27 protein-coding genes and 1 pseudogene are annotated in these 25,354 nt (G+C 75.5%); 16 read left to right on the top strand and 12 right to left on the bottom strand.

Annotation, left to right across the window (positions count from 1 at the left end):
* Positions 1-5: 5 nt before the first annotated feature.
* The 4 genes from LPA42_RS03675 to LPA42_RS03660 are packed head-to-tail and all read left to right on the top strand — an operon-like array spanning position 6 to position 4,126.
* Positions 6-1,490: a PfkB family carbohydrate kinase gene (locus tag LPA42_RS03675; protein WP_077937220.1), complete on the top strand. Its 1,485-nt coding sequence runs from the start codon at positions 6-8 to the stop codon at positions 1,488-1,490.
* Positions 1,487-2,188 carry an SDR family oxidoreductase gene (locus LPA42_RS03670; RefSeq protein WP_077937221.1) on the top strand — a complete coding sequence of 234 codons (702 nt, stop codon included), beginning with the start codon at positions 1,487-1,489 and terminating at the stop codon, positions 2,186-2,188. Before LPA42_RS03675 ends, LPA42_RS03670 begins: the two co-directional genes overlap by 4 nt.
* Positions 2,185-3,159 (top strand): glycosyltransferase family 9 protein, encoded by a 975-nt coding sequence (locus LPA42_RS03665; protein ID WP_228986316.1) that lies wholly within the window; start codon positions 2,185-2,187, stop codon positions 3,157-3,159. The genes LPA42_RS03670 and LPA42_RS03665 overlap by 4 nt, the downstream gene beginning before the upstream one ends.
* Positions 3,143-4,126, top strand: a complete 984-nt coding sequence (locus tag LPA42_RS03660; protein WP_077937224.1) for a DNA topoisomerase IB — start codon at positions 3,143-3,145, stop codon at positions 4,124-4,126. The genes LPA42_RS03665 and LPA42_RS03660 overlap by 17 nt, the downstream gene beginning before the upstream one ends.
* 230 nt (positions 4,127-4,356) lie before the next feature.
* On the opposite strand, the gene LPA42_RS03655 is transcribed toward LPA42_RS03660, so the two are convergent.
* Positions 4,357-5,352, bottom strand: a complete 996-nt coding sequence (locus tag LPA42_RS03655; RefSeq protein WP_077937225.1) for a helix-turn-helix domain-containing protein — start codon at positions 5,350-5,352, stop codon at positions 4,357-4,359.
* Between the two features lie 92 nt (positions 5,353-5,444).
* Positions 5,445-5,888 (bottom strand): helix-turn-helix domain-containing protein, encoded by a 444-nt coding sequence (locus LPA42_RS03650; protein ID WP_077937226.1) that lies wholly within the window; start codon positions 5,886-5,888, stop codon positions 5,445-5,447.
* 138 nt (positions 5,889-6,026) lie between these two features.
* Here LPA42_RS03650 and LPA42_RS03645 point away from each other — a divergent pair, with 138 nt between their 5' ends.
* Complete coding sequence (locus tag LPA42_RS03645; RefSeq protein WP_077937227.1) at positions 6,027-6,893, top strand: aldo/keto reductase family oxidoreductase; 867 nt, start codon at positions 6,027-6,029, stop codon at positions 6,891-6,893.
* A gap of 94 nt (positions 6,894-6,987) precedes the next feature.
* On the opposite strand, the gene LPA42_RS03640 is transcribed toward LPA42_RS03645, so the two are convergent.
* The 4 genes from LPA42_RS03640 to LPA42_RS33745 all read right to left on the bottom strand — a co-directional run bounded on the left by LPA42_RS03640 (position 6,988) and on the right by LPA42_RS33745 (position 10,572).
* Positions 6,988-7,491, bottom strand: a complete 504-nt coding sequence (locus tag LPA42_RS03640; RefSeq protein WP_043962890.1) for a hypothetical protein — start codon at positions 7,489-7,491, stop codon at positions 6,988-6,990.
* A 108-nt stretch (positions 7,492-7,599) separates the two neighbouring features.
* Entirely contained in the window at positions 7,600-9,231 is a 1,632-nt protein-coding gene (locus LPA42_RS03635) for a RecQ family ATP-dependent DNA helicase (RefSeq protein ID WP_077937228.1), read from the bottom strand.
* Between the two features lie 121 nt (positions 9,232-9,352).
* Positions 9,353-10,303, bottom strand: a complete 951-nt coding sequence (locus tag LPA42_RS03630) for a TIGR03557 family F420-dependent LLM class oxidoreductase (protein ID WP_077937229.1) — start codon at positions 10,301-10,303, stop codon at positions 9,353-9,355.
* A 143-nt stretch (positions 10,304-10,446) separates the two neighbouring features.
* Positions 10,447-10,572 (bottom strand): hypothetical protein, encoded by a 126-nt coding sequence (locus LPA42_RS33745; RefSeq protein ID WP_255378728.1) that lies wholly within the window; start codon positions 10,570-10,572, stop codon positions 10,447-10,449.
* 147 nt (positions 10,573-10,719) lie between these two features.
* Here LPA42_RS33745 and LPA42_RS03625 point away from each other — a divergent pair, with 147 nt between their 5' ends.
* On the top strand, positions 10,720-12,414 hold the full coding sequence (locus LPA42_RS03625; protein WP_308291142.1) for a glycoside hydrolase family 3 N-terminal domain-containing protein: 1,695 nt from the start codon (positions 10,720-10,722) through the stop codon (positions 12,412-12,414).
* Between the two features lie 180 nt (positions 12,415-12,594).
* Here LPA42_RS03625 and LPA42_RS03620 read toward each other — a convergent pair whose 3' ends face one another.
* Positions 12,595-12,882: a GNAT family N-acetyltransferase gene (locus LPA42_RS03620; protein WP_043962894.1), complete on the bottom strand. Its 288-nt coding sequence runs from the start codon at positions 12,880-12,882 to the stop codon at positions 12,595-12,597.
* 236 nt (positions 12,883-13,118) lie between these two features.
* Here LPA42_RS03620 and LPA42_RS03615 point away from each other — a divergent pair, with 236 nt between their 5' ends.
* The 7 genes and pseudogenes from LPA42_RS03615 (at position 13,119) to LPA42_RS03585 (ending at position 17,522) form a co-directional block, all read left to right on the top strand.
* Positions 13,119-13,484 (top strand): hypothetical protein, encoded by a 366-nt coding sequence (locus tag LPA42_RS03615; RefSeq protein WP_077937230.1) that lies wholly within the window; start codon positions 13,119-13,121, stop codon positions 13,482-13,484.
* 63 nt (positions 13,485-13,547) lie between these two features.
* Positions 13,548-14,372: a DUF1206 domain-containing protein gene (locus tag LPA42_RS03610; protein WP_077937231.1), complete on the top strand. Its 825-nt coding sequence runs from the start codon at positions 13,548-13,550 to the stop codon at positions 14,370-14,372.
* A 108-nt stretch (positions 14,373-14,480) separates the two neighbouring features.
* Positions 14,481-15,662 (top strand): annotated as a pseudogene (locus LPA42_RS03605) (mechanosensitive ion channel family protein); the annotation flags it as partial.
* Between the two features lie 303 nt (positions 15,663-15,965).
* Positions 15,966-16,400: a phage holin family protein gene (locus LPA42_RS03600; RefSeq protein ID WP_043962898.1), complete on the top strand. Its 435-nt coding sequence runs from the start codon at positions 15,966-15,968 to the stop codon at positions 16,398-16,400.
* A complete protein-coding gene (locus tag LPA42_RS03595) occupies positions 16,397-16,756 on the top strand; it encodes a DUF3618 domain-containing protein (RefSeq protein ID WP_077937233.1) in 360 nt (119 codons plus the stop codon). Before LPA42_RS03600 ends, LPA42_RS03595 begins: the two co-directional genes overlap by 4 nt.
* Positions 16,753-17,025: a DUF4235 domain-containing protein gene (locus LPA42_RS03590; protein WP_043962900.1), complete on the top strand. Its 273-nt coding sequence runs from the start codon at positions 16,753-16,755 to the stop codon at positions 17,023-17,025. The genes LPA42_RS03595 and LPA42_RS03590 overlap by 4 nt, the downstream gene beginning before the upstream one ends.
* Positions 17,026-17,318: 293 nt before the next feature.
* Positions 17,319-17,522, top strand: a complete 204-nt coding sequence (locus LPA42_RS03585) for a cold-shock protein (RefSeq protein WP_007075740.1) — start codon at positions 17,319-17,321, stop codon at positions 17,520-17,522.
* A 162-nt stretch (positions 17,523-17,684) separates the two neighbouring features.
* Here the strand turns inward: LPA42_RS03585 and LPA42_RS03580 are convergent, their stop codons facing one another.
* On the bottom strand, positions 17,685-17,882 hold the full coding sequence (locus tag LPA42_RS03580; protein WP_077937234.1) for a hypothetical protein: 198 nt from the start codon (positions 17,880-17,882) through the stop codon (positions 17,685-17,687).
* 108 nt (positions 17,883-17,990) lie between these two features.
* On the bottom strand, positions 17,991-18,974 hold the full coding sequence (locus tag LPA42_RS03575; protein ID WP_043962902.1) for an aldo/keto reductase: 984 nt from the start codon (positions 18,972-18,974) through the stop codon (positions 17,991-17,993).
* A gap of 82 nt (positions 18,975-19,056) precedes the next feature.
* On the opposite strand from LPA42_RS03575, the gene LPA42_RS03570 reads away from it, so the two are divergent.
* Both LPA42_RS03570 and LPA42_RS03565 read left to right on the top strand, forming a co-directional pair.
* Positions 19,057-19,863 carry a trans-aconitate 2-methyltransferase gene (locus LPA42_RS03570; protein WP_077937235.1) on the top strand — a complete coding sequence of 269 codons (807 nt, stop codon included), beginning with the start codon at positions 19,057-19,059 and terminating at the stop codon, positions 19,861-19,863.
* Positions 19,860-20,885, top strand: coding sequence for an adenosine deaminase (locus tag LPA42_RS03565; protein ID WP_077937236.1), 1,026 nt, complete (start codon positions 19,860-19,862; stop codon positions 20,883-20,885). Before LPA42_RS03570 ends, LPA42_RS03565 begins: the two co-directional genes overlap by 4 nt.
* 277 nt (positions 20,886-21,162) lie before the next feature.
* On the opposite strand, the gene LPA42_RS03560 is transcribed toward LPA42_RS03565, so the two are convergent.
* Together LPA42_RS03560 and LPA42_RS03555 are read right to left on the bottom strand one after the other, a co-directional pair.
* Positions 21,163-22,566, bottom strand: a complete 1,404-nt coding sequence (locus tag LPA42_RS03560; RefSeq protein WP_198956515.1) for a HAMP domain-containing sensor histidine kinase — start codon at positions 22,564-22,566, stop codon at positions 21,163-21,165.
* A 29-nt stretch (positions 22,567-22,595) separates the two neighbouring features.
* Positions 22,596-23,285, bottom strand: coding sequence for a response regulator transcription factor (locus tag LPA42_RS03555; RefSeq protein ID WP_043962905.1), 690 nt, complete (start codon positions 23,283-23,285; stop codon positions 22,596-22,598).
* Positions 23,286-23,358: 73 nt separating this feature from the next.
* On the opposite strand from LPA42_RS03555, the gene LPA42_RS03550 reads away from it, so the two are divergent.
* A complete protein-coding gene (locus LPA42_RS03550) occupies positions 23,359-24,276 on the top strand; it encodes an ADP-ribosylglycohydrolase family protein (protein WP_077937237.1) in 918 nt (305 codons plus the stop codon).
* 46 nt (positions 24,277-24,322) lie between these two features.
* Here LPA42_RS03550 and LPA42_RS03545 read toward each other — a convergent pair whose 3' ends face one another.
* Positions 24,323-25,258 carry a YcnI family protein gene (locus tag LPA42_RS03545; RefSeq protein ID WP_228986315.1) on the bottom strand — a complete coding sequence of 312 codons (936 nt, stop codon included), beginning with the start codon at positions 25,256-25,258 and terminating at the stop codon, positions 24,323-24,325.
* Positions 25,259-25,354 lie beyond the last annotated feature (96 nt).

The following is a 25,354-nucleotide window of genomic DNA, read 5'->3' as shown; positions in this document are numbered from 1 at the left end:
AGCTGATGACGGGACCCGTGGTGGTGGTCGGTGACCTCCTGCTCGACCGGGACGTCGAGGGGGTGGTGAACCGGCTGTGCCCGGACTCGCCGGTGCCGGTCCTCGACGAGTCCACGGCCGTCGACCGGCCCGGCGGGGCCGGGCTCGCGGCGGTCTTCGCGGCGGCGCAGGGCGCCGAGGTCGCGCTGGTGACCGCCCTCGCCGACGACGCGGGCGGGGCGCGCCTGGCCGAGCTGCTCGCCGCCGCCGGGGTGCAGGTGTACGCGCTGCAACTGCGCGGCACCACCTGCGAGAAGATCCGGCTGCACGCCCGGGGCCGGGTGCTGCTGCGCCACGACCGGGGCGGGGCGGCGGGGGAGCCAGGGGAGCCGAGCGAGGCCGTGCTGCGGCTGCTGGCCGCCGCGTCCGCCGTGCTGGTCAGCGACTACGGCCGGGGGGTGGCCCGCCAGCCGGCCCTGCGGGCGGCGCTCGCGGGCACCCGGGCGCCGGTGGTGTGGGACCCGCACCCGCGCGGCCCGGCCGCCGTGCCGGGCGTGCACCTGGCCACCCCGAACGAGTCCGAGGTGCGCGAGCTGGTGAAGGCCGCGCCGGGCGGGTCCCGGCTGGCCACCGCGTCGCGGGGCGCGCAGGAGCTGCGCCGGCGCTGGCGGGCCGGCGCGGTCACCGTGACCCTGGGCGGCGACGGGGCGCTGCTCTGCCACGCCGGCTCCACGCCGCTGGTGGTGCCCGCGCCGGCCAGCGCCGAGGGGGACACCTGCGGCGCGGGCGACCGGTTCGCCGCGACCGCCGCCATCGCCCTGTCCCGGGGCGCGCTGGTCTCCGAGGCGGTGCAGGCGGCCGTCACCGAGGCGTCGGGGTACGTCGCCGCGGGCGGAGTGGCCGCCGCCCTGCCGGCACCGGTCCGGGCCGCCGCCGCGCCGCCGTCGCGCCCCGGCGGGCCCCGGATCGGGGTCGCCGCCGCCGCCGAGGTCGTCGCCGGGGTACGCGCGGCCGGCGGGACCGTGGTGGCCACCGGCGGCTGCTTCGACCTGCTGCACGCCGGGCACGTGGCCACCCTGGAGGCGGCCCGGCAGCTCGGCGACTGCCTCGTCGTCTGCGTCAACTCCGACGCGAGCGTGGCCGGGCTGAAGGGCCCGGACCGGCCGGTGGTGCCGCAGGGCGACCGCAGCCGGCTGCTGGCGGCGCTGGGCTGCGTCGACGCGGTGCTGGTCTTCGACGAGCCCACCCCGGAGGCGGCGCTGACCTGGCTGCGCCCCGACGTGTGGGTCAAGGGCGGCGACTACGCCGGCGGCGGCGAGCCGGCGCTGCCCGAGGCGGAGGTGCTGCGCCGCTGGGGCGGGCACACGGTGGTCGTGCCGTACCTCGACGGGCGCTCGACCACCGACATGATCGCCGCCGCCCGCGCCACCGGCGGGACGAGCGGGCCCCGGGCGCCGGGCCTGCGGGTGGGCGTCGACCTGGACGACACGACGATCAGGGGGGCACGATGAGCGCGAGCGCACCGGGAGCCGGGCCGACCGTACTGGTCACGGGCGGGTCCAGCGGGTTGGGGGCGGCCGTGGTGGCCGCCGTGGCGAAGGCCGGCGGCCGGCCGGTGGTGCTGGACCGGCACGCACCTGCCGACGGGGTGCCCTGGGTCGAGTGCGACCTCGCCGACACCCGCGCCGCCGAGGCCGCCACCCGGCACCTCGCCGAACGCTCCGGCGGCCTCGACGCCGTCGTCACCGCCGCGGGGATCGACGTGCCCGGCCGGCTCGCCGACGTTCCCGGCGACACCTGGGAGCGCATCGTGACCGTCGACCTGCTCGCCACCGCCGCCGTCATCCGGGCCGCCCTGCCCTGGCTGGAGGCGGCCCGGGGCAACGTGGTCACCGTCGCCTCCACCCTCGGGGTCAAGGCCGTCAGCGACGCCACCGCGTACTGCGCCGCGAAGTTCGGCGTCGTCGGCTTCACCCGCGCCCTCGCCGCCGAACTCGCCGGCTCCGTCGGCGTCACCCTGCTCGTCCCCGGCGGCATGCGCACCGCGTTCTTCGACGAACGCGACGCCCAGTACCGGCCCGGCCCCGACGCCAGCCTCAACGACCCCGCCGACACGGCCGCCGCCGTCATGTTCGCCCTCTCCCAGCCGCCCGGCAGCGCCGTGCGCGAACTGGTCGTCTGTGCCGAGCGGGAATCGTCGTACCCGTGATCCTCGCCCTGCGCGCCCTCGGCGTCGGCGACCTCGCCACCGCCGTGCCCGCGCTGCGCGCGCTGCGCGCCGCCCACCCCGACCGGGAACTCGCCCTGGCCGCCCCGGCCTGGCTGGCCCCCCTGGTCGACCTCGTCGGCGGCGTCGACCGGCTCGTGCCGGCGACCGGGCTGGCCCCCCTCGACCGGCCCGACCCGCCCCCGGACCTGGCCGTCAACCTGCACGGGCGCGGCCCGCAGTCGCACCGGCTGCTCGCCGCCACCCGGCCGCGGCGGCTGCTCGCCTTCGCCAACCCCGACGCCGGGCACGCCGACGGCCCCGACTGGCGACCCGGCGAACACGAGGTCGACCGCTGGTGCCGCCTGCTGCACTGGTACGGCATCCCCGCCGACCGCGCCGACCTCGCCCTGCGCCGCCCGCCCGCCGGCCCGACCCCGGCCGGGGTGAGCGTCGTGCATCCGGGCAGCAAGATCCCGGCGAAGCGCTGGCCCGCCGGGCGCTTCGCGGCGGTGGCCCGCGCGTTGGCCGGGCGCGGCCACCGGGTCGTGATCACCGGGTCGGCCGACGAACGGGCGCTGGCCGGGCGGGTGGCCCGTCGGGCGGGGCTCGCGCCGGAGGCGGTGCTCGCCGGCCGCACGGACCTCGGCGGGCTGGCCGCCCTGGTGGCGCACGCCCGCCTCGTGGTCAGCGGCGACACCGGCGTCGCCCATCTCGCCACCGGCTACGGCACCCCGTCGGTGGTCCTCTTCGGCCCGGTCCCGCCGAGCGGGTGGGGGCCGCCGCCGGAGCGGCCGTGGCACCGGGCGCTGTGGGCGGGGGAGCAGGGGCCCGGCGGGCCGGAGGGGGATTGGTCCGCATCTGCCGGGGTAGGTACCGATCCGGTGTTGGCGGCGATCGGCGTCGGCGAGGTGCTGGCCGCCGTGGCGGAGGCGGAACAGGCGGTGCGAGTTGCCGGTGCGGTTACGGCGTAGCGACCCGGGCAGGCCCGGCTACGGTCGCCGGCGGCGCGGCCGGGGCTGGCTCTTCCTCGACCCGGCCGGCGACCCGGTCCGCGATCCCGGCGAGCTGGCCCGGCTGCGGGACCTGGTGATCCCGCCCGCCTGGCGGGACGTGTGGATCTCGCCGTATCCGAACGGGCACATCCAGGCCATCGGCGTCGACGCGGCCGGGCGCAGGCAGTACCTCTACCACCCCCGGTGGCGGCAGCAGCGCGACGAGGCGAAGTTCGACCACGTGCTGGAGGTCGCCCAGCGCCTCCCCGTGCTGCGCGAGCGGGTGGGCCACGACCTGACCGGCCGGGGGCTGAACCGGGACCGGGTGCTGGCCACGGTCGCCCGGCTGCTCGACATGGGCACGTTCCGCGTCGGCAGCGACCAGTACGCCGTCGGCGACGACGCCACCTTCGGCGTGGCCACGCTGCGCCCCGAGCACGCGCGCAGCCGGGGCGGCTGCGTGGTCTTCGCGTTCCCCGCCAAGGGCGGCGTCGAACAGGTGCGGCGCATCGAGGACCCGCAGCTGTGCCGGGTGCTGAGCAACCTGCGTCGCCGGCGGCGCGCCGCCGAACGGCTGTTCGGCTACTGGGACGGCCGGGGCTGGCGGGACGTGCGCAGCGACGAGGTCAACGAGTACCTGCGCGACGCCAGCGGCGGCGAGATGACCGCGAAGGACTTCCGCACCTGGCACGCCACCGTCCTGGCGGCCACCGAACTGGCCGGCCACGCGCCGGCCCGCTCCGTGACGGCCCGCCGCCGGGCGGTGGCGACGGTGATGCGGCAGGTCGCGGAACTGCTGGGCAACACGGCGACCGTCGCCCGCACCTCGTACGTGGACCCCCGGGTGGTGGACCTGTTCCACGACGGCGTGGTCGCCCCGGTGGGGCCGGGGACGCCCCGCGCGGAGGCGGAGCTGCGGGTGCTGGAGCTGCTGGCGGACGCCTGAGGGCCCCGCCGCCGGTCCCGGCGGCACCGGGCGGCCGCCCGCGACCGTCGTGTCGCGGGCGCCTCGCCACGGCCCCCGTTACGTGCGGGCCGCCACGGGGTTGCCCCGAGCCCGGCCCGTAACCAGTATCTGGGAGGGGTCGGCCGGGGAGTTGACCTTGGGTGTCAGGTGGTTGACGATCCGTGCCGTCGCACGGCCGGCCCTGCGGCCCCCGATCGCCGCGCCCGGCGTCAGCCGGGCCCCGGCCGGGTGCTCTCCCGCCAGGCCCGGGGGCTGAGGCCGTACGCGGCGCGAAAGGCGCGGCTGAAGTGCGCCTTGTCGCGGAAGCCCCAGCGGGCGGCGATGGCCTGGACGGGCCGGTCGCGCAGCAGCGGGTCGGCCAGGTCCCGCCGGCAGCGTTCCAGCCGCCGACGGCGGATGGCCCCGCCCACGGACTCCTCCTCGTCGGCGAAGAGGCGGTGCAGGGTGCGCAGGGCGACGTGGTGGGCGTCGGCGACGGCCCGGGGCGACAGGTCGGGGTCGCCGAGGTGGCGCTCGATGAAGTCGTGGACCTGGGTGAGCAGCGCCTGCTGGCGCATCTCGGCCGGGAGCCGAGGCTCGGCGTCGAGGTGCCGGGCGAGCAGCATGGTGATCAGGGTGAGGGTGACGTCGGCGAGGTGGGGCGCGTCGGCGGCCCGGAACTGCTCCGGGTGCCGGGTGATCTGGAGCAGGTGCTGGGCCAGCAGCGCCCCGGGGCCCTCCGTGCCCGACATCCGCGCGGCGGTCAGCCCACCCACCTTGTCGGGGTGCAGCGGCAGGCGGGCGCGGGGCACCAGCGCGGTGACGGCGCTGGCCTGGGCCCGCTCGGCGTCGTGGCCGGAGTGCACGATCCGGTGGGGGCGCGCCCAGTCGACCAGGGTGAGGTCGCCGATCGGGATCGCGTTCGTGGCCCGGCCGGAGTCGATGGCGCTGTTGCCGGCGAGGGTGAGGGCGATCTGGAAGACCTCCGGGTCGGCCTGCCGGATCAGGCGCGGGGTGCGCAGGCCGATCAGGGACTGGTAGTGGAACCGGCACAGCTCGACCTCGCCCAGCGTCAGGATGTCGACGTCGGCCCGGAAGTCCGCCGTGTGCTCGCTGTCCATGGCCATCGGGGCCGAGGCGCGGGAGGCGAGCTCCGTGAAGAAGGGCCAGCGCTCCGCCGCCGGCAGCACGGTCGTGTCCAGCCTTTCGGTGCGCAGCCCACCCATCACCGGCCTCCCCGTCGTCGCCTTCCCCCATTGTCGACGCTTGCGCCGGTGAGGGGTGCCGCCGGGTGGCGCGGCACCGCCGGGAAGCGGCCTCAGGCGGGACGGGTGTCGTACGTCGCGCGGTTGGCCAGCACGTCGTCCATGTGGGCCTCGGCCCACCCCTTCACGCCGCGCAGCGTCTGGTGCAGGGAGTGGCCGAGCGCGGTCAGCTCGTAGGTGACCGTGACGGGCACGGTCGGCGTCACGGTCCGGGTGACCAGGCCGTCGCGTTCGAGGGAGCGCAGCGTCTGGGTCAGCATCTTCTGGCTGACGCCGGCCAGCAGGCGCGACAGCTCCGAATAGCGCAGCGGCCGGGGTTCGCCGCCGCAGTCGGCGCCGAACCGGTGCGAGCCGTCGCTGCCCAGCGCGGCCAGCACCAGGGTGACCCACTTGTCCGCGATGCGGTCGAGCAGCTGGCGACTCGGACACTGCGCCACGAACGCGTCATACTCGGCCTTCGCCCGCGCCCTCTTCTGCTCCGCCGTCGTCGTCGCCATCGGGCCGCCCCTTCCACCGCTGGTGCGTTACACACTTCCAGGTGCCTACTTCCGGACAGGAAGTTACCCGATCAGAGTGGAGTCGGCATCCACGGTGCCCAGCGCCGACACCCGGCGCACGAAAGCAGAGGTGCAGCAGTGACCTCCCCTTCCCTTCCCGGCGGCACCTGGACGCTGGGGGACCTGACCGTCACCCGGTTCGGCTACGGCGCCATGCAACTCGCCGGGCCCTGGGTCATGGGTCCGCCGGCCGACCACCACGGCGCGCTCGCCGTCCTCCGGGAGGCCGTCGCCCTCGGCATCACCCACGTCGACACCTCCGACGCGTACGGGCCGCACGTCACCAACCGGCTGATCCGCGAGGCGCTGCACCCGTACCCCGACTCGCTGCACATCGTCACCAAGGTCGGCGCGAACCGCGACCAGCGGGGCGGCTGGCCGCCGGCCCGGGACCCGGAGAGCCTGCGTCGGTCCGTGCACGAGAACCTCGACAACCTCGGGCTCGACGTGCTCGACCTGGTCAACCTGCGGCTCGGCGACGCCGAGGGCCCCCAGCCCGGCCCGGTCGCCGAGGCGTTCGAGACGCTCGTCGAGCTCCAGCAGCAGGGCCTGATCCGGCACCTCGGGCTGAGCAACGCGACGCCGGAGCAGGTCGCCGAAGCGAGTGCGATCGCGCCGATCGTGTGCGTGCAGAACATGTACAACCTCGCGCACCGCCAGGACGACGCCCTGATCGACGCGCTCGCCGAGCAGGGCGTCGCCTACGTGCCGTTCTTCCCGCTCGGGGGCTTCACCCCGCTGCAGTCCTCGGCGCTCGCGGCCGTGGCCGCCCGGCTGGAGGCGGCACCCATGTCGGTGGCCCTGGCCTGGCTGCTGCGGCGGTCACCGAACATCCTGCTGATCCCCGGCACCTCGTCCGTGGCGCACCTGCGGGAGAACGTCGCGGGCGCCGGCCTCGCCCTCTCCGCCGACGACCTGGCCGAGCTGGACAAGGTCGGCCGCTAGGACCCGGGAGGACGCTCGATCGTCTGCTGTCGCCGGAGACCTTCGACGGCGTGTCGGCTCAGGAAACAGCAGACGATCGAGCACCCGTGGGAGTTCAGTCGTTGAGCACCTGGGAGAGCCGGTCGCGGAAGCGCCGCTCGGAGTCGCTCACCACGTCGCCGCCGAGGCCCAGGATCCCGCCGCTGGACGCCGCGCTCACCACGTGCTCGGCGATCTCCACGAGCCAGTGCTTGTAGGCGCCGGCCTCGCCCTCGTCGACCTTCTCGGCCAGCAGCCGGGCCGCCGAGGCCGCCCGGTTCAGCACGTCCTCGATCACCGCACGCGGGTCGGCCGGCGCGATCACCGGCAGCTCCTCGCCGGCCTCCGGGTCGCCCACCCGGGACACGATCTCGCCCGCCACGGCGGCCACGAGCGGGCTGCCCGACTCGCGGCCCGTGGCGATGCTCTCCAGCCCGGCCGCGTTCTCGGCCATCGTGCGGCGGGCGCTGTCGTGCTCGGCGGCGCTCGCCGCGGTCAGCACCGACTGCGGCAGGCCGACCAGCAGCCCCCACTCCTCGTCGGAGAAACCGAACCCGGTGTACGCCGGCTGCTCGATCACGACCGCGCTCCTCTCGTCGTTGCATCTCTGTGCCGTGGGCACGGTGGTCCGTCCCGGTGCCGTGGCACGGGTCCATCTCGGTGCCGTGGCCTGTCGGCCCGGCTCAGGCTAGTCGAGGGTCAACAGGCCCTGCTCGGACACCACGCGCACCGACAGCGTCTTGTACCCGACCTCCTCGAAGAGCACCGTCATCCGGTCCTCCTCGTAGCTGAGCACCATGCCGGGCCCCCACTCGGGGTGGCGCACCTGGCTGTGCACCGGGAACGGCCCGCTCGCGCCGTCGTCGGCGACGCTGGTGCCGGCGAGGCAGTTGTCGCAGTGCCCGCAGACCCGCGTCATCTGCTCACCGAAGTACGCCAGCAGCGCCTGCCCCCGGCAGCCGGTCGTCTCGGCGAAGGCGCGCATCATGTCCGTCCGCGACCGGGTGACGGTCTGTTGGCGTTCCGCCTCGGCCCGCGCCGCGTCGCCGGCCTCGACCGGCGTCGGCGAGTACCGGGGCGCGCCGATGCGCTGCCGCGACCGCGGCTCGGCGGCGCCGACCTGCTCCAGCAGGGCGAGATACTGGCCCAGCTTGCGCGGCCCCAGGCCCGTCGCCTCCCGCAGCTCCTTCTTGGTGGCCGGCTTGCGCCGCAGCAGGGCCGCCAGGTCACGCAGCTCGGTGGCGTCCGGCAGGCCGCCGCTGAAGAAGCGTTGCAGGCCGACGTCCTCGGCCTGCCACAGCAGCAGCACCCGGGCCGGCTCCCCGTCGCGCCCGGCCCGGCCGATCTCCTGGAAGTAGCTGTCCGGCGAGTCCGGCAGCGCCATGTGCACCACCCAGGCGATGTTCGGCTTGTCGATGCCCATGCCGAACGCCGAGGTGGCCACCATGATGGGCACCCGGTCGGCGAGGAACGCCTCGTGCAGCTCGCCGCGCGCCCCGGCGGGCATCCCGCCGTGGTAGAACTCGGCCGGGAAGCCGGCGTCGGTGAGCCGGGCGGCCAGCTCCTCGGCCGCCCGCCGGGTCGGCACGTAGATGATCCCGGGGCGCCTGTCCTCGCGCAGCAGGGCGAGCAGCCGCCGCCACCGGTAGTCCTCGGTGGGGCAGTGCGCGACCTCCAGGAACAGGTTCGGCCGGTCCAGCCCGGACACCACCACCTCGGCGTCGCGCAGCCGCAGCCGGGCGACGATGTCGTCGCGTACCGGCGGGGAGGCCGTGGCGGTCAGGGCGACCACCGGGGGCCGGCCGATCCCCTCGATGAGGTGCCCCAGCGCCAGGTAGTCGGGGCGGAAGTCGTGCCCCCAGGCCGAGATGCAGTGCGCCTCGTCGATCGCCACGAGCGCCGGCTTGAGCGACCTGACCTCGGCCATCCGGTCGGGGTTGGCCAACTGCTCCGGCGTGATGAACAGGAACTCGGCCCGGCCCGCGCGGACCTCCTCGATCGCCTCTGCCTGCTGGGCGGGCGTCTCGTCCGAGCTGATCCGCACCGCCCGCAGCTCGGGGCGGCGGCGCTCGTTGAGGGCCGCGATCTGGTCCTGCTGGAGGGCGAGCAGTGGGGAGATCACCACGGTCGGGCCGGGGATCAGGCTGGCCGGGATCTGGTAGATCGCCGACTTGCCGGCACCGGTGGGCAGCACCACCAGGGCGTCGCGTCGCTTCATCACCGCGCGCATGGCGGCGAGCTGGTTGGGCCGCAGCGCTTTCCAGCCGAAGAGGCTCCGCGCCGCGCGGCGCAACGTCATGGAGTGCGTGGACAGCTTCATCGAGGGCCGGAGGTACCCGAAGCGATCACCCCCGAAACCCGGCGGGAGGAAGGAAGGGCCCCCTGTTAACGCTTTCTGTTGCACAGGGGACCCTTCCTAACACCGCACGGACCGCGGCGGTTCAGCGCAGCCGGGGGAGCACGGAGGTGCGGTAGAGCTCGAACAGCCCCTCGTGGTGCGGGCCGGTGTTGGCCACGTAGACCTCGTCGAAGCCGGCCTGCGCGTACCGGTCGATCATCTCCAGGTGCGCGTCGGCGCTGTCGCCGCACACGAACGACTCCTTCATCATCTCCGGCCGCACGAGCTGCCCGGCCTGCTCGAAGTGCCGGGGCGAGGGCAGCACCTGGGACAGCTCGCCCGGCACGCCGGCGTTGGGCCACCGCTCGTACGCGATCGCCGCGCCGGCGTCCTCGCTGTCGGCGTACGCCGCCTTGAAGCCGGCCTGGCACGGCTTGTCGCCGCCCCCGCCGGAGCGGAACCGGCGGACCAGGTCGGCGTCGGGCGACGTGCTGACGTACCCGTCGCCGATGCGGGCGGCCAGGTCGACGGCCTTCGGGCCGAAACCGGAGACATAGACCGGAGGGGGAGCATCGGGCAGGGTGTAGAGGCGGGCGTGCTCGACGGTGTAGTGCCGGCCGTGGTGGTTGACGAACCCGCCCCGCCACAGCTCGCGCATCACCTCGACGGCCTCCTCCAGCATCTCCAGCCGCACGTCGGCCTGCGGCCAGGCGTCGCCGAAGATGTGCTCGTTGAGGGCCTCGCCGGAGCCCACCCCGAGGACGAACCGCCCCTGGTGCAGCACGGCGCTGGTCGCCGCCGCCTGGGCGAGCACCGCCGGGTGGATACGCACCGTCGGGCAGGTCACGGCCGTGGTGACCGGCAGCGAGCAGACCTGGCTGAGCGCCCCGATCATCGACCAGACGAACGGGCTCTGGCCCTGGGCGTCCGTCCACGGATGGTAGTGGTCGGAGATCCACAGCGCCTCGAAGCCGGCCCGCTCGGCACCCCGGGCCTGCTCCAGCAGTTGCGCCGGGGTCAGCTCCTCGCTGGACAGGAAGTAGCCGATCCTCATCGTTCCCCCTCGCCGTGCCCGGCGCGCGGCGCACCGGCGGCACGACGACAGCCGTACCCCATGGGCCAAGGGGTGAACCCGGCGCGGCGGGGCGGCGGCCGTGGTGGCGGGCCGGTGCCGCCCGCCGGGCGGCGGACGTGGGGTCAGCGCCGGCCGAACATGGCCCGGATCGCGGCGAGCAGCAGGAGGCCACCGACGATCAGGCCGAGCAGGCGGACGCCGGGCACGTCGGCCGCGCTGGTGGCGTCGGCGAGCGGCGGGACAGGCATGTGGGAACTCTCCCACGAAGGGCCGGACCGCGCCAGACAGTAACAGTAAGGTTTATTGACTATTTGCCGGCGGTGGTGTGACCATGGCAGCACCGCCGCGGCCCGCGGCCGGTCCGACACGGCACAAGACGGGGGTACGGCAGCCGCATGAGCAGCGCACCGACGGGGAACCTGGCGAGCCTGGCGGCCGCCGTCCTGCAACCCGGATTCGTCGGCACCACCCCGCCGCCGTGGGTCCTGCGGTGGCTCGGCGACGGGCTCGGCTCGGTGGTGCTCTTCGCCCGCAACATCGTCGACCTCGACCAGGTCGCCGCGCTCACCGCCGCGCTGCGCGCCGAGCGCCCCGACGTGATCGTCGCCATCGACGAGGAGGCCGGCGACGTCACCCGCATCGAGTCCGGCCGGGGCAGCTCCCGGCCCGGCAACTTCGCCCTCGGCGCCGTCGACGACCCGCAGCTGACCGCCGAGGTCGCCCGCGACCTGGGCCGCGAGCTGGCATCCGTCGGGGTCACCCTCGACTACGCCCCGGATGCCGACGTCAACTCCAACCCCGCCAACCCCGTGATCGGGGTACGCGCCTTCGGCGCCGACCCGGACCTCGTCGCGCGGCACACCGCCGCCTGGGTACGCGGCCTCCAGTCCGGCGGCGTCGCCGCCTGCGCCAAGCACTTCCCCGGCCACGGCGACACCCGCGTCGACTCCCACCACGACCTGCCCCGCATCGGCGGCAGCCGCGCACAGCTCGACGCCGCCGAACTGGTGCCGTTCCGGGCCGCCGTGGCGGCCGGGGTGCAGGCGGTCATGACCGGCCACCTCCTCGTGCCGGCCCTCGACCCGCGGCTGCCGGCGACCCTCAGCCCCCGCATCCTCGGCGGCCTGCTCCGCGAGGAACTGGGCTTCTCGGGCGTGATCGTCACCGACGCGGTGGAGATGCGGGCGGTCGCCGACCGGTACGGCTTCGCCGGCGCGGCGGTCCGCGCCCTCGCCGCCGGAGCGGACGCGATCTGCGTCGGCGGTGAACGCGCCGACGAGGACGCCGCCCGCGAGCTGCGCGACGCGATCGTCGCCGCCGTCGTCTCCGGCGAGCTGCCCGAACAACGGCTGGCCGAGGCGGCCAAGCGGGTCGGCCAGCTCGCCGCCTGGACGGTGGCCGCCCGGGCCGACGCCCCGTCCCGCCCCACCGTCACGCCCGGCGGCTCCCCGATCGGGCTGGCCGCCGCCCGCCGCGCCGTACGGGTCACGGCGAGCGCCGCCGGGGCCCTGCCGCTGGCCGGGGCCCCGCACGTGGTCGAGTTCGAGCCGCCCCGCAACATCGCCATCGGCGCGGAGACCCCGTGGGGGATCGCCGCCCCGGTGGCCGCCCTGCTCCCGGGCACCACCGCGGTCCGCCTCGGCGCGGACGATCTCGGTGACGTCCCCGCAGGGGCGGTCGGCGGTGCTCCTGCCGGTGCTGCTGATGCTCTTGCCGGTCCTGCCGGCGGACCTCTTGCCGGTCCTGCCGGCGGAGTTCTTGCCGGTCCTGCCGGCGGAGTTCTTGCCGGTCCTGTCGCCGGAGTTCTTGCCGGTGCTGTCGCCGGGGCCGCCGGCCGGCCGCTGGTGCTGGTCGTCCGCGACCTGCACCGGCACGACTGGATGCGCGCCGCCGTGGCCCGGGCCCTCGTCGCCCGCCCGGACGCGGTGGTGGTCGAGCTGGGCGTGCCGGCCTTCGTCACAGGCGCCGTGCACGTCGCCACCCACGGCGCGACCCGGGCCGGTGCCCTGGCCGCCGCCGAACTGCTGGCCGGCACGGGACTCGCCGCCGCGATGCCGCTGGCCGGCGTGGCCGAGCCCGTGGTCGGCTGAACCCTCTGCCGAAGGGCTTCGGTGGTGCCTGCCTGCCGGCGGGGTCTGCTGTCCGGCGGTGCCTGTTGCCCGGCGGGGTCTGCGGCTCGGGTGCGGCTGCTGCTCGACGGTGCCTGCTGCTCTGCTTCGGCTGGGCCCGGCTTCGGCTGGGCGCGGCGGGGTCAGGTGCCGTTGCGGCCGTCAGGGGGCGGGGGTGACCAGGTCCGCGTACTCGGGGTGGCGCTCGATGAAGGCCGCCATGAACGGGCACCTCGGCACCACCCGGCCGCCGCGCTCGCGGACCTGGTCCAGGGTGGCCCGCATCAGCGCCGCCCCGACACCCATGTTCTGGAACTTCGCGTCGACCTCGGTGTGTGTGAAGATCAGCACCTCGCCCCGGGGCAGGTACGCGGTGAACCCGGCCAGCGCGTCGTCGACCAGGATCTCGAAGCGGTGGCGGGCGGGATTGTCCTCGACCAGGAAGCTCACCCGGCCATTCTGCCCCCGCCACCCGCCGCCCGGTCCAATTCACCCCCACTCCGCACCCGTCGGCGGCCCGCTGCTGCGTCGTCAGCCCTGCCCGCTCCCGGCGGCCCGCTCCCGTCGGCGGGCGGCCTGCCGCCGGTGCGGGATGTGAGAAGGGTGCCCTTCTCTACCGGAGGCGTTAACAAGGGGCCCTTCCTTGCACGTCGGGCGGGTCGCGGGGGTCTCGTACCCTTGATCGCGTGACGAACCGACGCGGTACCTCCCCGTCCACCCCCACCCGCCGCGCCGCCGGCCTGCTGGCCGGCCTGGCACTCGGCGTCGCCCTGCTCGCCGGGTGCAGCTCCGAGGGCGCCTCCACCGACTGCGGCCTGGACTCCTGCGCGGTGACCTTCGACCGGGGCGTCGAGGCCAGCGCCACCATCCTCGGCGTCGAGGCCAAGCTGGTCGGCGCCCAGGGCGACCAGGTGACCGTCGAGGTCGCCGGCGAGCAGCTGTCGCTGACCGTGGGCCAGCAGGCCACCGAGGTCGGCGGCTTCGCCGTCACCCTGGACAGCGTCACCAACGAGCAGGTCGTGATCCGCGTCTCGCGCAACCCCAACGGCTAGCCAGGGCGCCGCGCGGGCGGTGGCCGACGTTTGGGGATCTCCGCAATCGGAGATTGAGGCGCCATGTCACTCACCCGGAACGCCGAAGCCACCGCCTCGCAGGCCGCGAACAGCCGGTGGCTCGAACTACTCGCCCGGGCCGGCTTCATCGGCTACGGCGTCGTGCACCTGCTGTTCGCCTGGCTCGCCCTGCAGATCGCCTTCGGCGACTCGGGCGGCAAGGACGGCGACCAGACCGGTGCGCTGAGCACCCTGGCCGAGCAGCCGATGGGCAAGTTCCTCTGCGTCGCGATCGCCGTCGGCATGCTCGCCATGGCGATCTGGCAGGCGCTGGAGGCCGCCGTCGGGCACCGCGCCGAGCGCGGCCGGGAGCGGGTCTTCGAGCGGATCGCCTCCGCCGCCCGCACCCTCGTCTACCTCTACTTCGCCTGGACCGCCTGGAAGGTCTTCTCCAACGCAGGGTCGAGCGGCGCCGACCAGCAGGAGGCCCTCACCGGCAAGCTGATGGAGTCCACCGGCGGTCGCCTGCTGGTCGGCCTGGCCGGGCTGGTGCTCGCCGCGATCGGCGTCGGCCTGGTGATCTACGGCTGGAAGAAGAAGTTCCGCAAGCACCTCAAGACCGGCGAGATGGACGCGCACACCCAGACCCTGGCCCTGCGCCTCGGCACGGCCGGCTACATCGCCAAGGGTGTCGCGTACGGCATCGCCGGCCTGCTGGTGGTCGTCGCCGCGGTCAACTACGACCCGGAGAAGGCCCGTGGCCTCGACGCCGCGCTGCGCACCCTGCGCGACCAGTCGTACGGCCCGTTCCTGCTCGCCCTGGTCGCCCTCGGCATCGCCTGCTTCGGCGTGTACTGCTTCCTCCAGTCCCGGTACCGCAAGGTGTGATCGTCCTGGCCCGGCCGGTCTCGGCCCGGCTTGGCCGACACGGCGGACAGCGGGCACCATTGGGCCTTTGCCCGGATCAAGGGACCCGCTGAAGGGGGAGAGACACCCGTGCAGAGCTACCTCATGACGATCGTCGCCGCGCTCGCCGCGGCGGCGATCGCCCTTTTCCTGGCCGAGGTGGTGCACCGGACGACCCGTCGGCTCGGCCGACGTTCGTTGCTGATGACCGAGCTGACCGACCACGCGCACCGCCCGTTCCAGGTTGCCGCGACCGTGCTCGCCGTGCAGTTCGCCGTCCGGTTCTCCACCGGCTACGCCGTCGGCACACCGTGGCGGCAGGTGGTGCTGCACGCGCTGGTGCTCGGCATCATCGCCACCCTGTCGTGGCTGGTCGCCTCGCTGCTGGTGGTGGTCGAGGACGTCGCCCTGGCCCGGTTCCGGGTGGACGTGCCGGACAACCGGCACGCCCGCCGCGTGCGTACCCAGGTGGTGATGCTGCGCCGGCTGACCATCGCGGTGATCGTGATCCTCGCCGTCGGCGTGATGCTGATGACCTTCCCGAGCGTCCGGGGCGTCGGGGCCGGCGTGCTGACCTCCGCCGGCGTGGTCGGTGTGGTGGCCGCGCTCGCCGCGCAGAGCCTGCTCGGCAACGTCTTCGCCGGCCTCCAGCTCGCCTTCAGCGACGCGGTGCGCCTCGACGACGTGGTGGTCGTGGAGGGGGAGTGGGGCCGCATCGAGGAGCTGACCCTCAGCTACGTCGTCGTGCAGATCTGGGACGACCGCCGGCTGATCCTGCCCACCTCGTACTTCACCAGCAAGCCCTTCCAGAACTGGACCCGTACGGAGGCGGCGGTGCTGGGCACCGCCGAGTTCGACGTCGACTGGTCGATCAACGTGCAGGCGATGCGGGAGGAACTGCGCCGGCTGGTGGAGGGCAGCGAGCTGTGGGACGGCCGGGTCTGCGTGCTGCAGGTCACCGACGCCACGGGCGGCCTGATCAAGGTGCGGGCGCTGGTCAGTGCGGCGAACGCCGGCAGCCTGTGGGACCTGCGCTGCCTGGTGCGGGAGCACCTGGTCGGCTGGGTGCGGGACCACCGCCCGACCGCGCTGCCCCGGATGCGTGCCGAGGTCGGCGACGCGTCCGGCGCGCTGCCCTGGCAGGCGGTGCAGCCCCGCCGTCCGGCGCGCCGCCGCGCCGAGGCGGACGTGCCCGACGATGCCCGGGTCTTCGGCGGCAGCGACGACGGCGCGGCCCGCAGCGAGGCGTTCGTTGGCCCGGACGAGCCCGCCGCCCGCCCGGACGCCCCGGCCACGCCCGACGACCACGCCCCGGCCTCGTCCGGCAACCACGGCGCAGCCCCGTCCGACAACCACGCCGCCGCCCCGCGCTGACGGCGCGACGTGTCCTGTCCCGGCGGCGGGGCGTTGAACCGGCGGGAGGCCGGCCGCCCCGTCGCGGGGGCCGGCGGGGGTTTGAACGGCCGTCTCCCGGGGACTGCTGCGCGGCGCGGTCAGTGCGACTGGCCGCCCCGCGCAGGATTGACGGGCGGCGACTCCGGGCATACAGCGCGGTGATGACGAAAGGAGGACAGCATGGCTGACGTCGCGAATCACCGCACGTCGCGGACCGGGAGCGAGCCGTCCACCGCCGAGCTCGTGCAGCGGGCCACGGAGCAGGTCTCCCGACTCGTCCGCGACGAGCTGGCCCTGGCCCGGGCGGAGCTGACCCAGAAGGGCAAGCACGCCGGCATCGGGATCGGCCTCTTCGGCGGCGGCGGCGCACTGGCTCTCTACGGCCTGGGCGCGCTGATCGCCGCCGCGATCCTGCTGCTGGCACTGGTCGTGCCGGCCTGGGCGGCCGCGTTGATCGTCGCGGTGGTGCTCTTCCTGGCGGCCGGGATCCTCGCCCTGGTCGGCAAGAAGCAGGTCGGCCAGGCGGTCCCGCCGGTTCCGGCGGCGGCGGTGCGCAGCGTCCGGGCGGACGTGGACACCGTCACCGCCGCGGTGAAGGACAGGGGACGGGCATGACGGGCGGCGCGAGCAACGGCACCAACGGCACGGGAGACACCGAGGCGCTGCGCGAGGAGATCCGGCGTACCCGGGTGGAGCTCGGCGAGACGATGGAGGCGCTGGCCGCGAAGGCCGACGTGAAGGCCCGGCTGCGCTCCTCCGCCGAGCAGGCCAGGGGGCGGATGCGGGAGCAGGCCGCGCAGACCGTGGCCCGGGTGCGCGGGCAGGCCGCCCAGGGCGCCGAGGCCGCCCGGGAGCGGGCCGCCGCCTCCGGTGCGGAGCTGGGCCGCAGCCCGGTGCCGTGGGCGGCGGTCGCCGCCGGCGCGGTGGCTACCATGATCGTGCTGTTGATCGTCCGGGGGAGGCGCAGGTGAGCAAGGGCATCGGCAGGGCCGCGTACAAGCCTGTCGGGGTGTTGATGGGGTTGGCCGCCGGTGCGGTCGCGGGCGTGATCTTCCGGCAGGTCTGGAAGGTGACGGCCGGCGACGGCGAGGCCCCGAGCGCGACCGACGAGGACCGCGGCTGGGGCGAGATCCTCGCCGCCGCCGCCCTCCAGGGCGCGATCTTCTCCGTGGTCCGCGCGGCCGTCGACCGGGGCGGCGCGGTGGGCGTACGCCGGCTGACCGGCCGCTGGCCCGACTGACCAGCCAGGACAGGCGTGGGCCCCCTTCCCGGGTGACCGGGAAGGGGGCCTTCGTGCGTGCGGGAAGGGTCCGGGAGGCCGGAATTCGGGCGCCCTTCAGGTCACATGTCGAAGAATTTCGTCCGGTAGGCTGTGCAGAGTTTTCGCTACGTGGTTTGCTGTTCCACGCTGTTGCGAGACAGCGTGGGTTGAGAGAAGTCTCCTGCACAGGGGGCCGCCTCAGGCGCCGCTGCTCGAAAACGGCCAATCGGCCGCACGGCGTGCTCGGCCGCCAGTTTTAGAAGGAGATACACATGGCGCAGGGAACCGTGAAGTGGTTCAACGCAGACAAGGGCTTCGGCTTCATCACCGTCGACGGCGGGGGTGCTGACGTGTTCGTCCACTTCTCGGCCATCCAGACCAGCGGCTACCGCACGCTGGAGGAGAACCAGCGGGTGGAGTTCGAGATCGCCCAGGGTCAGAAGGGCCCGCAGGCTGAGCAGGTCCGCCCGATCTGAGCAGCCGTGGCCGGCCCGCCGGCCGAGGGGATGATCCGACCCGGATCAAGTCAAGCCCCGTGTCCCGTTCGGGATGCGGGGCTTTTCACGTGCCCGCCCCACCCCGGGGCGATTCCGCCGGGACCAGGTCGCGACCGCCTCCCCACCACCGTGGGCTGGCGGTCAGGGGCGGCGGCGTCGGGCGCGCAGGCCGTACCAGAGGGCCGCGAGTCCGATCAGGACCAGCACCGGGCCGAGCAGTGCCCAGATCCGCTGGTCGGTCATCATGCTCCCGCCGACGTAGCCGAGACCCTGCACCGTCCAGACGGCGCCGACGACCATCGCGAGCAGGCCGAGGGTGAGCCGGAGCCACCCCTTCATCGCGTCCCCCCTCCGCTCACCGGCCGGGCCCGCCAGCCCGGTCCAGCATGCGCGTCGTTCCAGCATCCGCGTCGTCACCGCGGTGCGCGAGCACCGTCGCCGGGCGGGTCACCACCGGTCGTGCACCTGCGGCCGGATCAGCTCGTCGTAGGTGTCCCGCACGGCGGCCAGCTCGTCGGGCGTGAGCGGCGCGAGGCCGGCCGTGGCGGCGTTGCGCCGGGCCTGCTCGGCGTCGCGGGCACCGGGGATGACCACCGTGACGCCGGGTTGGTCGAGCACCCAGCGCAGCGCGAACTGGGCCATGGTGCGGCCCGTGCCGACCAGCGGGGCGAGCCGGCGCACGGCGGCCAGCCCGGTGCCGAAGTCCACCCCGGAGAACGTCTCCCCGACGTCGAACGACTCGCCGTGCCGGTTGTAGGTGCGGTGGTCGTCGGGGGCGAAGGTGGTGTGCTCGTCGTACCGGCCGGAGAGCAGGCCGCTGGCCAGCGGCACCCGCGCGATGATGCCGACCCCGGCGGCCGAGGCGGCCGGCAGCACCCGGTCGAGGGGCTTGAGGCGCAGCGCGTTCAGGATGATCTGGACGCTGGCCACGCCGGGCCGGGCGATCGCGGTGAGCGCCTGGTCGCAGGTCTCCACGCTGACCCCGTACGCGGCGATGCGCCCGTCGGCGACGAGGGCGTCGAGGGCGTCGAAGACCCGGTCGTCGGCGAACACGGCGGTGGGCGGGCAGTGCAGCTGGACCAGGTCGAGGGTGTCCACGCCGAGGTTGGCCCGGGACCGGTCGGTCCAGGCCCGGAAGTTCTCCGCCGTGTACGCCTCCGGCCGCTGCTCGACCCGGCGGCCCATCTTCGTCGCCACGGTCAGCCCCGCGTCGGGGCGGGACCGCAGGAACCGCCCGATGAACTGCTCGCTGCGCCCGTCGCCGTAGACGTCGGCGGTGTCGACGAACGTGACGCCCGAGTCCACGGCGGCGGCCAGGACGGCCATCGCGTCGGCCTCGTCGACCCGCCCCCAGTCCGCGCCGAGCTGCCAGGCGCCGAGCCCGACCACGCCGACGTGCCGTCCGAGCCGGGTAAAGGTGCGCTGCTCCATACCCCGAGCCTAGTGATCGGCTTGTCCGGCCGTGCGGCGGGCCGTACCTTAAAACAAGACGGACGTACGGTTTGGAGGCGCGATGTGGGATCCGGCGACGTACCTGCGCTACCGCGACGAGCGGGGCCGGCCCTTCCACGACCTGCTCGCGCGGGTCCCGGCGGAACGGCCGAGGGCCGTGGTGGACCTCGGCTGCGGGCCCGGGACGCTGACCGCCGGCCTGGCGGCCCGCTGGCCGCACGCCCGCGTCGCCGGCCTCGACGCCTCGGCGGAGATGATCGACCGGGCCGTCGCGCTGGCCGCGCCGGTGGACTTCGCGGTCGGCGACGTGCGCGACTGGCGGCCCGCCCCCGACGTCGACGTGGTGGTCAGCAACGCGCTGCTGCAGTGGGTGCCCGGCCACCGGGAGCTGCTGACCCGGTGGGCCGCCGAGCTGCCCGCCGGGGCCTGGCTCGCCTTCGCCGTGCCGGGCAACTTCGCCGCCCCCTCGCACCGGGCGCTGCACGCGGTGGCCCGGGGCGGGCCGTGGGCCGCCGCGCTCGCCCCGGCGCTGCGCGAGGATCCGGTCGACGACGCGGTCGGCTACGCCACGCTGCTGACCCGGGCCGGCTGCGCGGTCGACGCCTGGGAGACTACGTACGTGCACCTGCTGCCGGCCCCCGCCGACGCCGACCACCCGGTGCTGACCTGGATGGAGGGCACCGCCCTGCGCCCCGTCCGGGCGGCCCTGGACGACGCCCGGTGGGCCGACTTCCGCGCCCAGCTCGCCGCCCGCCTCGCGGCGGCGTACCCGGTCCGGCAGGGGCGGGTGTGCTTCCCGTTCCGCCGCGTGTTCGTCGTCGCCCGCACCGGTGCCCGCCCGCCGCACCCTCCCGAGGAGAGCCCGTGACCGACCTGTCCGCCTTCATCGCCGGCCTGCCCAAGGTGGAGCTGCACGTGCACCACGTCGGCTCCGCGTCGCCGCGCATCGTGGCCGAGCTGGCCGCCCGCCACGAGGGGGCCAGCCCGGTGCCGGCGGACCCGGACGCCCTCGCCGACTACTTCGCCTTCCGCGACTTCGCCCACTTCATCGAGGTCTACCTCAGCGTGGTGGACCTGGTCCGCGACCCCGAGGACGTCTGGATCCTCACCCACGAGGTGGCCCGCGAGCTGGCCCGCCAGCAGGTCCGGTACGCCGAGCTGACCGTCACGCCCTACTCGCACGTGCGCCGGGGCATCCCCGCCCCGGCGTTCTGCGAGGCCATCGAGGACGCCCGCAAGCGGGCCGAGGCCGACTTCGGCATCGCCCTGCGCTGGTGCTTCGACATCCCCGGCGAGGCGGGGCTGCCGGCCGCCGAGGAGACCCTGCGGATCTGCCTCGACGAGCAGCCCGCCGGCCTGATCAGCTTCGGCCTGGGCGGCCCCGAGATCGGCGTGCCCCGGCCCCAGTTCACGCCGTACTTCGACCAGGCGCGGGCGGCCGGGCTGCGCTCGGTCCCGCACGCGGGCGAGACCACCGGCCCGCAGACCGTCTGGGACGCGCTGCGCGACCTCGGCGCGGAACGCATCGGCCACGGCATCTCCGCCGCCGACGATCCCGAGCTGCTGGCCCACCTGGCGCAGCACCGCATCGCCCTGGAGGTCTGCCCCACCTCCAACGTGCGCACCCGGGCCGTCGCCTCGCTCGACGTCCACCCGCTGCCCCGGCTGGTCGAGGCCGGTGTGCTGGTCACCATCAACTCCGACGACCCGCCGATGTTCGGCACCACCCTCAACGACGAGTACGCGGTGGCGGCCCGGCTGCTCGGCCTCGGCCCGCAGGGGCTGGCGGCGCTGGCCACCGACGCGGTGACCGCGTCGTTCCTGTCGCCGGGGGAGAAGGCGCGGCTGGCCGGCGAGATCGACGGCTACCTGGCCGCGTCGGCCAGCTGACCGGGGGCTTGTCGGCCCGCCGGAGCGCGGGTCGACGGGTGCCCGGATCCGGGCTGGCGCGCGGCGGGAGGAGGTTGTGGGGGGACCGCACTCCCGCCGCGCGCACGGCTCCACCGACCGGAGGAGATCCCGGAATGGCCGGTGGAACTGATGGGTTCGCCCCAGATCCTGCCACCGCGTGCCCGGCGTGCCGCCGTGGTTAATCCGGATCTAAGGAAGACTTGCGTCTGCGCACAACCGGCCGCGCACCGGGCCGGCGGCCGGCCAGCCGGGGCGGTCAGCCGTCCGACGGGCGGCGGCGGGTCCAGCGGCGGCCCTCGGCCTTCGGCTCCCGCGCGTCGCGGGCCATCCGCCCGACCAGGCCGAACCGGTTGACCTGCCGCGGGACGGCCTCCGGGTCGGCCAGCAGCATCACCACGCTGGCCCCGCCGAGCCGGGCCCGGTCGATGCTCACCGACCCGTTGGCCTGCAGCGCCACCCGCTTGGCGATGTCCAGGCCCAGGCCGGTGGAGCCCTGGTCGCTGGCGCCCCGGGCGAGCGCCCGGTCCGGGTTGGCGATGCCGGGGCCGGCGTCGTCGATGCGGATCGCGACATACCCGTCCCGGCGGGAGACCGCCACCTCGAACGCGGTGCCCTGCGGGGTGTAGCGGAACACGTTGCCGATCACCGCGTCGAGCGCGGCGGCCAGCTCGGCGCGCGGCACCGGCGCCGGGATGCGCAGCTGCGCGCCGCTGACCCGGTGCGGCCGGTTCTGGTCACCGGCGAGGGCCGACCAGAACACCATCCGGTCCCGGACGACCTCGCTGACGTCGCACATCGCCGGCCCGGCCTCGTGCGCGACCGCCTTGCGGGTCGTGTTGATCAGCACGTCGATCTCGCCCTCCAGGGTGACGATCGCCTGCCGGATCCGCCGGATCGCGCGCCGGCGGTCCAACTCCGCCTCGGTGAACGAGCCGACGCTGGTGTCGTCGGAGTCCAGCCCGTCGGCGTCGAGCCGCAGCACGGTCAGCGGGGTACGCAGCCGGTGCGACAGGTCGGCCACCAGTTCCCGCTCGTCGGTGCGGGCCGCCACCAGCCGGTCGGCCATCCGGTTGAACGCGTACCCGGCCTCGGCCAGCTCGCGCGGGCCGGTCGGCTCGACGCGTACCCCCAGGTCGCCGTCGCCGACGGCGAGGGCGGCCTGCACGAGCCCCCGGGTCGAGTCGACCGTGCGGGCCGCGACCCGGTCGACCACCAGCACGGCGGCGCCCACCAGCGCCAGCGCCACGGCCGCCAGCAGCAGCCACCGGCCCGTGGCGCCCTCGTCGAGGGCGGCGTCCGGGACGAACACCTCGACCACGGCCACCGAGTCGCCCAGCACCACCGGGTCGAGCCGCAGCACCCCGCCCGGCACGTCGGTGACCACGGAACGCCGGTCGGCGGCGGCCCGGGCCAGCGCGGCCCCGTCGGCCCGGCCGGCCGCGTCGTCACCGCCCAGCCCGTGCACCACCGGTCGGGTCGCCGGGTCGTCGCCGCTGGCCTCGACGGCGCGTTGGACGACGGCCGGTTCGGTGCTGACCGCGAGGGCCCCGGTGACCAGCGCGCTGCGCCGGGCGGCGTCCGCGATGGCCTCCTCGCGGGTCCGCTCGCCCAGGCTGATGCCGAGGGGGATGAGGAACGCGAGCGCGACGAGGGTGCACATGCCGGCCGTGAGCCAGGCCAGCGCGCCCCTCAGTCCGGGGCCACCAACCGGAAGCCCACCCCCCGCACGGTGCGCAGGTAGCGCGGCTTCGCCGCGGACTCGCCCATTTTGCGACGCAGCCAATACAGATGAACGTCGATGGTCTGGTCCTCGCCGACCGACGGCTGCCGCCATACCTCCTCCAAGAGTTCCCGGCGGGACACTACCCGCCCGGGCCGGGCGGCGAGATACGCCAACAGGTCGAATTCCTTGCGGGTCAGTGCGAGGGGCACCCCGTCGAGCAGGGCGCTGCGCTCCCCGACGTCCACCCGCAGGCCGCCGACGGTGTGCACGGCCGGCTGCACCGTCCGGCTGGCCCGGCCCGCCCGGCGCAGCACGGTGGTGATGCGGGCGTCCAGGTGCGCGCCGGTGAACGGCTTGACCATGTAGTCGTCCGCGCCCGCCCGCAGCAGCCGCACCACCGACTGCTCGTCGTCGCGGGCGGTGGCGATGATGATCGGCACGTCGGTGATCCCGCGCAGCATCCGCAGGGCGTCCGAGCCGTCGAGGTCGGGCAGGCCCAGGTCCAGCACCACCAGGTCGGGGGTCTGGGCCGCGACCCGGCGCAGCGCGTCCAGCGCGGTGCCCACGGCGTGCACGGCGTGCCCACGGTCGGCGAGGGACCGCAGCATCGCGCCGCGTACGACGTGGTCGTCTTCGACCAGGAGCACCGTGGCCACGTCAGCACCGTACTCGCGATGGCAAGCGGGGCGCGTTGCGGCGCACCCGGCGACCGGGCAAGCTGGTACGGCCATGCCATTCACGCTCTTCGCGGACACCCGTGCGGCGCTCGCCCGGGACAGCCTGCACGGCCTCTCCGTCGGCGACGCCCTCGGCTCGCAGTTCTTCGTGCCGGGCCGGCGGCCCGGCGACCTCGCCGCCGGCCGGTTCCCGCCGCCGCCGTGGCAGTGGACCGACGACACCGAGATGGCCTGCTCCGTGGTGGCCGAGCTGACCGAGGTCGGTGAGATCGACCGGGACCGGCTGGCGCTGGCCTTCGCGCACCGCTGCGAGCCGTACCGCGGCTACGGGCCCGGCGCGGTGACCATCCTGCGCCTGATCCGCACCGGCACGCCGTGGCCCGTCGCCGCGGCCTCCGCGTTCGACGGGCAGGGCTCGTGCGGCAACGGCGCGGCGATGCGGGTCGGCCCGCTCGGTGCGTGGTTCGCCGACTCGACCCGGCAGGCGGCGGCCCAGGCCCGGGCCTCCGCCGAGGTCACCCACGCCCACCCGGAGGGCATCGCCGGCGCCGTCGCGGTCGCGGTGGCCGCCGCCCTGGCCACCCGGGCCCGCCTCGACGGGGACCGCCCGCCGCCGTCGCGGCTGCTCGCCGCGGTGGCCGCGGCCCTCGACCCCGGCGAGGTGCACCAGGGGGTACGCCGCGCGGCCGGCCTGCTCGGCCGCCCCCTCGCCGTCGCCGTGGACGCGCTCGGCAACGGCTCCCGGGTGACCGCGCAGGACACGGTGCCGTTCACGCTCTGGGCGGCGGCGACGCACCTCGACGACTACCCAGCCGCGATCCGGGCCTGCGTCGAGGCGGGCGGGGACGTCGACACCACGGCCGCCATCGTCGGGGCGGTCGTGGCCGCCCACACCGGCGTCGGCACGCCGGGCGGCGTACCCGCCGACTGGCTCGCCGCCCGCGAGCCCCTGCCCGACTGGGTCGCCTGACCGGCCGCGTCGCCTGACCGGCCGCGTCGCCGCTCGGCCCGCCGCTCTACCGGCCCGCCGGCTGCGGCTCCGGCGCCGCGACCGCCCCGGCCTCGTCGGCGGTCCCGGCGGCCCCGTTCGTGGTCTCGCCGGCGTGGACCGCGGTCGTGGTGCTCCCGCCCGTGGTCCCGGTCGTGTCGTCCGCGTCCCGCGGCGGGAGGTCGCCGTCGAGGATCCGGCGCAGCTCGTCGCCCTCGGGCGCGGTCACCCCCGGCGGGTCGGTCCGTCGCCGCCACCGGGTCGCCAGCCAACCGAGCGCGGCGCCCCCGCCGAGCCCCGCGACCAGCCCCGCCGCCAGCAGGGCATCGGTGAACCCACGGTCGCCTGCGGCGTCGCCGTCCGACAGGGCGACGGCCGGCGTGGGAGCCTCGCCGGCCGCCGTCGTGTCGGACGGGCGCCCGCCGTGCGCGCCGGTGGCCCCGTCCCCGCCGTGCCCGCTCGCCGCCGGCAGCAGGGTCAACACCGGTGCGGGCCGCGCACCGCCGGCCGGGTCCGCCCAGCGCACGACCGCGCCGTCGGAGTACGTCTGCACCACCTCGAACACCATCTTCTCGGCCTCGGGCAGCGGCCCCATCGAGACGGCGAGCCGGGCGGGGCCGGCGGGCGCGCCCTCGGCCCGGGTCCAGACCACCGAGGCGGTGACCGTGTCCATCGTCGTGCCGTGGATGCCGGGGATCGGCTCGGCCAGCTTCCGCGTGGTGATCCGGGGCGCCCAACCGGGCACCGACATCGGGTACGCCTCGCCCACGGGCGCCGCCGCCGGCAGCCGCAGCTCGACCCGCTCGGTCCGGGTGCCCGGGCGCTCCTCGGGCACGACGATCTCCAGCCGTACCGGGTCGCCCTGGCGGGCCTGCTCAGGGGTGCTCGTCACGTCCGCCGCCAGCGCCGTGCCGGCCCAGCCCAGCGTCGCCGCGACGACGGCCAGGACGGCCGACGCCGACATCCGGAGCCCTCGCTTGTGCCTGCGGATCATCGCCACCCTCGCCCCTGCCCTTCGTCTTCCTCCGGCCGCTTCCGACACCGGCCCCACCCGGTAGTT

It is taken from the genome of Micromonospora sp. DH13 (assembly GCF_020873825.1).
Taxonomy (GTDB): Bacteria; Actinomycetota; Actinomycetes; order Mycobacteriales; family Micromonosporaceae; genus Micromonospora; species Micromonospora haikouensis.
This window is presented reverse-complemented; position numbering and strand designations above follow the sequence as displayed.